The organism is uncultured Campylobacter sp. (assembly GCF_938045225.1).
In the GTDB taxonomy this organism is placed as follows: Bacteria; Campylobacterota; Campylobacteria; order Campylobacterales; family Campylobacteraceae; genus Campylobacter_A.
The window spans coordinates 1-4630 of sequence record NZ_CALINL010000118.1 but is presented as its reverse complement, the minus strand read 5'-3'; the positions used below and the strand labels follow the sequence as shown (position 1 = coordinate 4630).

Annotated in this window: 4 protein-coding genes and 1 pseudogene; all 5 read right to left on the bottom strand. The window is 44.7% G+C overall.

Annotated features, from left to right (window positions below):
- On the bottom strand, window positions 1-432 hold a 432-nt coding region (locus tag Q0200_RS04660), incomplete at its 3' end, for an NrtA/SsuA/CpmA family ABC transporter substrate-binding protein (protein ID WP_297938340.1).
- Between the two features lie 75 nt (window positions 433-507).
- A complete protein-coding gene (locus Q0200_RS04655) occupies window positions 508-1200 on the bottom strand; it encodes an ATP-binding cassette domain-containing protein (RefSeq protein ID WP_297938337.1) in 693 nt (230 codons plus the stop codon).
- Window positions 1197-1946: an ABC transporter permease gene (locus Q0200_RS04650; RefSeq protein ID WP_297938335.1), complete on the bottom strand. Its 750-nt coding sequence runs from the start codon at window positions 1944-1946 to the stop codon at window positions 1197-1199. Before Q0200_RS04650 ends, Q0200_RS04655 begins: the two co-directional genes overlap by 4 nt.
- The gene (locus tag Q0200_RS04645; protein WP_297938333.1) at window positions 1943-2554 is read right to left on the bottom strand and encodes a hypothetical protein; all 612 of its coding nucleotides are present in this window, start codon (window positions 2552-2554) and stop codon (window positions 1943-1945) included. The genes Q0200_RS04650 and Q0200_RS04645 overlap by 4 nt, the downstream gene beginning before the upstream one ends.
- A gap of 248 nt (window positions 2555-2802) precedes the next feature.
- Window positions 2803-4630, bottom strand: a pseudogene (locus Q0200_RS04640) (DNA polymerase III subunit alpha); the annotation flags it as partial.

Below are 4630 nucleotides of genomic sequence, written 5' to 3'. Positions count from 1 at the left end.
CACCAAAAGCTCATTTAAGATAGTACCTTTTGGGCCTGCTACTTTTTTGCCTTTTAGATCTTTTGGCGACTTGATGTTTTTATCTTTAGAAAATATCACAAAAGCCTCTGGCGCCCTTGAATAAGCGCTTATGATCTTTATATCAGCCTTATTTGCAGCCGCTAGTATGACCGAAGTGCCGCCCACGCAGTTTAAAAACTGGAGCGAATTTGAAGCGAGCGCTTGCGTTTGCTTAGCACCCGAGGTGATCTCGGAGTATTCGACTGGCATGCCAAAAGACTTCGCGTAAAAGCCTTTAAATTTATCGACAATCGATGGGACGTTTAGCGGCGATTTGACGTAGGTCATGCCGATCTTATCTAGACCATCGCTTGCGTTTGCGACGAGACAAAGCAAAGAGGCCGCACACAAAACCTTAAAAAACTTTCTCATACTTACTCCTTTTAAAAATTTTCAAGATTATATAATCTTTTGCTTCATTTTGGTTTTAATTATCATTTTATTTACCTAAATTTCACTCAAAATTTTGCGTTTTATCGCTATTAGCTCCTCACTTAGCAGATCTCTTGGTCTTGCTAAATTTGATAGCTCGTAGTTTGACTTTATCCCGCCCTTTTCAAGCAAGATGATCTCATCAGCCAAAAATAGCGCCTCGTCGATGTTGTGGGTGACAAAAAGGATGGTTTTGCCAGCTTGTATTTTTAGGATTTCAGCCTGCATGCTAGCTCTAGTAAATGCATCAAGCGCGGCAAATGGCTCGTCCATGAGGATCAAATTTGCTTCATATGCAAGCACTCTTGCAAGCGAAACGCGCGAGCTCATGCCACCAGAGAGCTGCGAAACGGCGGCAAATTTAAAGTCGCTAAGCCCTATCATCGATATGAGAGTCTCTATCTTTGCTGGCTCGATCTCATGCTTTTTAAGCGCAAAAACGATATTTTCATAGACGTTTAAAAATGGCATAAGGCGGGCTTCTTGAAAGACAAAGCCAATCTTTGCTTGCTCTTTAAATTTTATCTCACCCTGACTAATGCTCTCAAGACCGGCGATGAGGCGCAAAAGCGTAGTTTTACCGCAACCGCTTCTGCCAAGTATGACGGTGATCTTATCTTTTTTTATGCTTAAATTTAGCTCTCTCAAAACGTCGATACGCTTTTCGCCTATAAAAAAATGCTTGGATAAATTTGAAATTTCTATCATTTTTCACCTCGCAAAAGGCTAAATTTCGCTATCAAGAGCAAAAATATCCTATCTATGAGCACGCCGCAAATGCCGATAGTAAAAATGCCGACAAATATCCTATCTGCACGTGAAAGCTCCTCTGCGTCAAGTATGAGATACCCTAGCCCGCTTGAGGCCGCTATCATCTCCGCTCCGATGATCGCGCGCATAGCATAGCCAAAGCCTATTCGCATACCGACAAAGATATCTTTTAGCGCGCTTTTAAAAATGATCTTGTAAAAAATCTCAAATTTGCTAAAGCCAAAAATTTTACCGACTTCGATAAGCTTCACGTCGCAGCTCGTTAGCCCTTTTGAGATACTAAGAAACATCGGAAAAAACGAGGCTAGGATGATAATAATGATCTTTGGTGTCTCATTTATGCCAAACCAAAGCACTAAAATGGCGATCAGGCTAAGCGGCGGGATGTTTCTAAAAAACTCTAGTATCCACTCGTAATAAACACCGATCTTTGGCAAAAGCGCTGCAATACCGCCAAGCACAAGTGCTAGGGCAAAGGAGAGCGCGTAGCCTGCAAATATACGCTTAAAGCTGATGACCGTGTGCGTGACGAGCTCGCCGCTTTGTATCATGGCTAGCATCGTCTTAAAGGTCGTCACAGGACTTGGCAAGATATATGGCGTGAAAATTTCTAGCTCGCAGACGACCTGCCAGATGGCAAAGATCACGAGAACTAAAATACTCTTTTTAAAAATTTCCTTCACAGCCCATCTCCGTTGTGACAGCCGTTTTCGCAGTATAAAAGCTCGATGATCCAGTAGTTTTTAAGCTCGCTAAATTTATATGAAAGGGTATTTTCTATCTTCTCTTTGCTACTAAGGCTTAGAGTTTTTACCCCTAAATTTGAAAAAAATCCCGGCGGTATCGGACTCTGCTCGATACTACGCATCTTTAAATTTATAGCGTTTTGCTCCCTAAAGCTTTTCCACGTCAAAAATGTGGTTCGCGTCAAATTTAGCCTCCTGCCAAGCTCGGCCAAGTCCTCACAGGGCGTCGTCACGTAAAGCCACTCGTCCTCTTTTAGCCTTGAGCTAAGCTCCATGGCGCTTTCAATCAAAATAGGGTTTAAATTTGATACAAGGCTAGCATGCTCTTTGAAATTTGCCCTGATGAAATTTGCAGCCCTAGGACAGCGACTATCAAAGATGAGTTTCTTTTGCGCGAGGCTATTTTTGTATGCGTTTTTGACGCTATTAGCGTGATCTTTTTCGCACTCCATTACGCTAAAGCCCTTATCTTGCAAGCTCTTTTTAAGCGCCGCAAGCTCGTAGATACTTTTTACAACAGGATTTAGCCAAACCAGTTTTTTCATGAGAGCTCCCGTCAAATTTAAAAGCTAAAATTTAATAATCGAAATCAGAATTGTATCATTTGAAAGCAAAAAGACGGCTTTGGAAGCTAAATTTGTAAGAAAACGGGTAGACTTTTATGTCCGGCTTTTGCTTTTTTCGCGATTTATACATGAGCCTTAGCTGTACTATGCCGCCTTTTTCAAGCCTCATTAGCTCTTTTAGATAGACGAATTTCTCAACTTTAAATTCAAAAGATAAGCCGTCAAATTTAAACGGCTTGTTTTAGCCCTAACGCCCTCTCGCTAAACCCCTCTCCCACGATAAACTCCGTCGTATAAACCAGCGTGCGGCCTTCCTGCGCGTCTTTGATACGGATGATTAGGCGTTTGTTGTTTTTATCGGCTGCTGCGCGGTGTTCGCCGATGGCGGCGCGGTAAATTTGCGTGATGAGATCCTTGCCAGTTTCGTCCAAATTTAGCTCTAACACGAGATCCTCAAGCTCTCTTTTGCCTCTGTTTTCGCTAGATGCCTGGCCGTTTTGGTAGCTTGCGCCGCTGCTTTCCTTGCGCTGTTTAAAGCTTCTGCTTTGGAAATTCATATCGCGCGCGTCCTCTAGGCTCACGACGTCGATTAGATTTATGCGAGCGCCCTGATCGTCGCGGCTGTAGCGCACCTTAAATGCTAGCGGAGCGTCCTTTTGCTCCTCGCTTAGGTTCTCGATGAGCCCCTTTTCGGAATCAAACGCCGCGACCTTAAACGTGCTAAAAAGGTCCATAATGCTTAGCATCATAAACTCTTTGCCGGTTTTTTTGCTAGGAATTTTAGCGATCTCGGCGATCTTGCCGACGACTAGTATCTCGCTCGTTTTATCTATCTTGCCGAAGTCCTTGCTAGGCGTGTGTTTTATCTGCTCGATTTGCTCTTTGTATTTCTCCAGCGGATGCGAAAAATCCATGCCCATAGCCTCGTCAAGAGTCAAAATTTTATCCAAATTTATGCGCATGAACTGCCCGTCTTTGGAGTAGCGAACCTTAAATGCATGCGGCAAATCGCGCTCATCGGCACTCATCGACTCGACCGCGCCAAGGCCTCTGTCAAAGACAGCGATCTCGACCGTACCGTGAAAATCGAGCATCTCTATAGTGCCCATTTTTTTGCCGTTTTTCTTGCTGATCCTAGTCGTTAGATCCTCTATCTTGCCCACGAGTAGCATCTCGCCGTTTTCAGGTAGCTCGTCAAATTTATCGCTTAGCGTGTATTTTATCTTTGAGATTTGCTCGCGGTACTCGTCTAGCGGGTGGCCGGAGAGATAGATACCCACGCTTTCTAGCTCAAATTTGAGCTTTGTTTTTAGCTCTAGCTCGGAGTCGTCGCGCACGAGACTAGTTTTAACCGTCGCCATACTCTCGTCGTCGCCAAACAGACTCTCCGCCGCGTTTTTCTTGATGGTAGCGGCGTTTTTGCATGCCTCTACGATGTTATCTAGGTTGTTTAGCATCATCTTGCGCGTTAGGCCGAAGCTATCAAACGAGCCCGATTTTATCAGGCTTTCAAAGACTTTTTTATTTACCTTAAAATTATCCACGCGCGAGACGAAGTCGTCGATGTCTTTAAACTCGCCTTTGGCCTGCTCTTCTAGGATATTTTCTATCGCCGCGCCGCCTACGCCCTTTATCGCGCCTAGGCCGTAGATGATGGCGTCCTTGCCGCCTTCGCTAACGACTGAGAATTCTTTGGCAGATTTATTGACTGATGGCGGCAGGATAGCGATATCTAGGCGCTTGCACTCGTCTATGTAGCGCGAAATCTTATCAGCATTCGTCTCCTCGCTCGTGATGAGAGCCGCCATAAATTCGGCCGGATAGTACGTCTTCATATAAGCCGTCTGAAAGGTCACGTAGGTGTAGGCCGCGGCGTGGGATTTGTTAAATCCGTACGAAGCAAAGTGCAAAATGAGCTCAAACAGCTCGTCGGCCTTTTTGCCGTCTAGCCCCTGCGCCTGCGCTCCTTCGATAAATTTACCCTTTAGCCTATCCATCTCCTCTTTTATCTTTTTACCCATAGCCTTTCGGAGTTGGTCGGACTCACCTCTGGTA